We start from the raw sequence: 4,371 nt of genomic DNA, 5'->3' as shown, positions 1-4,371 counted from the left end.
CAATGATGATTTGACAGCCAGGATTTTTTCCTTGGTGGCATTGGTGTCGGTGATTTTGAAAACCTTGGAAGCATCTGTACCGAACTTGGCGGCTATATCATTGGCGTCTTTTGCCGCATAGTTGAGGTCGTAGTTGTTGTCCCTGTAGTCGGAGATGCCGATGGAAACGATATAAGTTTCAGATGGTCTTTCTTTAGAATAAACAATTCGAAAAGATTCCTTGATGCTTTCAGCACCTTTTTCATTGTGTACAGAAACCTGAATACTATTGTCACCTGATGATAATTCAAGCTCAATTTCATCCTTTAATGTTTTTGTTTTCATATCCCTAACCGATTGCCCTTTAGAGCCATATATTGGCACTCCATTTATATAAACATTAATTCTATCCAGATTATATTTTTCGTCTTGAGCGTTGATTTTAAATGTAAATGAACCTTGTTCCGTTTCGTACGGAATATTTTTTGTTATAATAGAAACATCAGGTAAATGACGTTCATTGCTTATCTGATCTTCTGTAAATCCCAGCTTACTAAGTCTTTTAAGATAGGCCGCTTTATAAGCTACAATTTGCTTTTCAGATGCTTCACCTAGTCTTTTCAAGACAATATCGGGTCTATTCAGAGCCAAGTCAAAATTATCAAAACTGAAAGTCTCCATTCCTTTAACAAAATGAAGGTATTGACCTACATCTTTAGACGCAGTGTAATAATAGTCTGGTGTAACGGTCGCATAATCGTGCTCTCCAGCTGGTACAAATGTTATAATGTTTTTCCCTGATGCCACATCCCATAATTTTATGGTCTGATCAAGACCCAATGAAAGAATCCTTTTTTCATCAGGTGTGTATCGTGCATAATTTACGCCTCCACTATGTCCTTTTAAAATTTTTAACATTTTATCGGAACTGTAATCATATATTTCTATCCCCTCTGTTCCAGATGCCAGAAAATTACTATCATCTTTACTTGGGAAGACATGATTGATCTGATTGCTTATTATTCTAACTTTCTTAATTTCAGCCCCTGTTTTGCTATCCAAAACACTGATGTATGGATTACCTCCACTATAGGTTGCTCCATACTCAAACGCTTTTGTTTCATCATTAGAGAACCTAAGATTGAACCATGACCCTGCTGCAGACCAAAGTGCTGCGTTGTTGTCATAACTTATGCGAAGTGTGGTTCCTATTTCTTCACGATCAGAATCTAGGTAAATACCATACATCCAGCCAATACTTCCTGTAGGCGATATGGTATTATAATAATTCACGTACGGATGCATAAAAAATTCGGCGTTCTTGAATCTACTCTTGCGTACATCTGAGGAGTGATACTCGACGGTTTTACCCTGATCGGTATTGGCACTTTCTGACACAAACTCTTTAATAAGCCTACCATTAAAATCACTCGATGACAGATTCTTTTTAGAGCCTTCATCATCTTTTACACCATAATAGCCACTGCCATTTTCCAGAGGATGCGCATAATAATAGTAAGGTGTCTCTGAAATGAGACTACCGTCTTTTGTATTGTATATTTTGCCCATTTTGATATCAATATCAACGAAATCATAACCATTTTCACGTCTGACCTTTTTGATATCTTTTGACAAATAAACCAAACGATCCCCATCAGGATTAATAAAAGAACTGGACATACCAGGTTGCTGAAAACTTCGATATATCCGACCCAGATTTAAATCCCAAATACTGGACACGTCCTGTTCTCCACTAGTAGTAAAAAATCTCCCCGTATTCTCTATCGTCAGGTTTGAAAGGTTGTTCTTTATTCCAATGATTTCTCTAATCAATTGTCGCTTTTCAAGATCAAAAATATAAATACCGGAATGTTTGCCTTTCCCAATGCCTACCAGATATTTTCCATCTCCAGAAACATCAAATGATTTGATGTCCCAGTCTGCGTAATTAATACTCTTAGCAAAAATTTCTGTCAAATCTTCTTTTTCTTCAAATGTATGTCCGTCATAAATCATCACTTTAGAGTTATGATTAAGAAAATCTTCCTTAATAACAATAAAAGAGCCATCGGGCAAATACTTGCCAGATACCAACAAATAATCGGTTGCTGAATACCTGACGTTTTCCAGCGTTTCAGTATTCAGTGAATAAATACTACTTCCCCATTGCCAGAATATGTACTTTCCATCAGGATGTAATTTCCATCCATAAGCGTTCTCCAAGTCAGGTAAATTCTTTTTCTTAAACTTCTGAATTACTTTTCCAATGGTAATATCCGTTTTATGAATAGTGTTATCGAATAATGAAAAAACATATTTGCTGTCTGTAGATATTAAATATTTCTTTATGTCGGCCTCTTTTAAACTCAATGCGTTATACCAGGCCAATTGAGGTTGACCTCCGTTTTCATAAACTTCAAGTGCATAATTAGGTGTGCCTGTTGCATCTCTTTTTTCACTTATGCTCAAAATCCATTTCCCGTCTGGTGACATCATTCCGGAACGCATAGTCCTCATGGGTTCGCCTGTCTCAGCGTCAAATATTTTATTGCCAAACTTAAATGAGATGCTTCTATTGTCGCTTCCTATCTGAAGATTTGAAACCCCCAAATCTGCATAACCGTCAAGTCCCTTGAATTCCCTTAATAACCTTCCACTAGAAGTTTCCCAAATTTTTATCAATCCATCTTCAGTCCCTCCTGTACAAAAAAACTTTCCATTTTTAGCTATAGCAATATCTGAAGCGGTATGTGCAAGCTGAACTTGAAGATGAAAATATTCAATAGATTGAGCAAATAGGGTATGACTTAATAGATTGAGAACAATGAAATAGATGATGCTTTTCATAGTGCAATTTTTAGAATACAACAGACATGATCAATACGCTGATTGATAAAGACTAAGATAATACATATTGACTTTAGGGTAATCAGGGGACACCCTCATTTTCAACTAAGGGTAATCCCTTACCACACTACAAAATCAAACTCCAGTCTATCTGGACGCAGTTTGCACAGTACCTCCATAATGGATAAGTTCAATTGGAAATCTATGTATCTCTACTTATACACAGATCTCAAATAATCCAAATACTGTTTGACGGATTGATACTGTTTTGAATCCTTCTTCACCAAATCCTCCAGTAGTTGCCATGCCTCTTTATCACGTTTCATAGAATATGCACTAAAAGCCCAATATTTTAAGGCATTTAGGTTATTTCTATTGTACTTGTAGGACTGTTGAAAGTTCTTGTAAGCATTTGCCCATGCCTTTAACCCATAATACCTCCCACCCTTGATGTCATAAACATAACTTAGCGCTTCCATCATATTTTTATCATTGGCATATTTGGATAACCCCTCTTTCCAATACCTGATCGCCTCATCTTCCTTTCCTAACCCCAAATAACCAAATCCAATATATTGATATGCTCCTGCCTCAGGCTTTGAATAAACATCGATGGACTTCATGGCCTTGGCAATGACTTGATCGTACTTTTTCGCCTGATAATACTCAAAAGCCTGTCCGACTGTATAGTGACTTGCGTTCTCGGTATCACCACGTTCTAATGATAGGTTTTCAGCTGTCAATAATTCTGTTGCGGCCAACTCAAAGTTGCTATTCTGACTCAAATTTGAAGCCTTGCTTGCGTATCCACGAACCTCTCTCAAGCTCTCATCGACTCTCCTTGCTGCGTATGCTTCGGACGAGTAGTCAATTGAGAATGAATTTTTAAGTATGTTTAACGCCTCATCGGAACCCCAATCTGCCGCTTGCTTGTAGTCAACAATTGCTTTTTCATTATCATTTGTGCTTTTATAAATAGAAGCTCTTACTAAGACAGCATCTACGTGAATCCCATAAGTCAGGGCTTTGGAAAGCAATTCAATTTTTTTTGAACCTTCCTCGGCGAGTATCGCCTGAGCATAACAATCCTTTTTATTTGTACAAACCTGACCATGCGACCAACTAACAGAAGCTGCCCAAATAACCGCAATAATGATGGGTAATTTCTTCATAGCTTATATTACTTTTAAATAAATTTCCTACCAAACCACAAAATCAAACTCCAGATTCTCTCTCCTGCTCGTCGGATGCTGCTTGCCGTTGGTCAATTCAGACACCCGATCAAAAACATAGTCTTTAAGTTCTGAGACCTGAACTGAACCATCTTTATCTTTGTCACATTTTTTACCCTCTAAACCTTCGAGAATTGAATAAGTAAACACCCCATTTTTCCAGACGTCAGATTCCAAGGCAAACTCAGCACCTGAGGCTGAAGAAATGACTACCGCTCCGGTTCCCTTTCTCAGGTCAGCAAAAAGCTCCTGCATGAGCTGGAACGAGTTTTCCAATCCCAAAGAATTGGATTTTGACACAATCGTTTTGAAA

Annotated in this window: 2 protein-coding genes and 1 pseudogene; all 3 read right to left on the bottom strand. The window is 37.5% G+C overall.

Annotated elements, in window-relative coordinates; translation table 11 throughout:
- The coding region (locus AAOP42_RS04880; protein ID WP_349527340.1) for a WD40 repeat domain-containing protein at nt 1-2,826 on the bottom strand (2,826 nt) is incomplete at its 3' end.
- Between the two features lie 212 nt (nt 2,827-3,038).
- Nucleotides 3,039-3,998, bottom strand: a complete 960-nt coding sequence (locus AAOP42_RS04875) for a tetratricopeptide repeat protein (protein ID WP_349527339.1) — start codon at nt 3,996-3,998, stop codon at nt 3,039-3,041.
- A 27-nt stretch (nt 3,999-4,025) separates the two neighbouring features.
- Nucleotides 4,026-4,371, bottom strand: a pseudogene (locus AAOP42_RS04870) (hypothetical protein); the annotation flags it as partial.

Origin of the sequence: Reichenbachiella sp. MALMAid0571, from assembly GCF_040151475.1 — a bacterium.
Lineage (GTDB): Bacteria > Bacteroidota > Bacteroidia > Cytophagales > Cyclobacteriaceae > CAXBNB01.
Note: the sequence above shows the minus strand (reverse complement) of the source record. Positions and strands in the feature narration are given on the sequence as shown.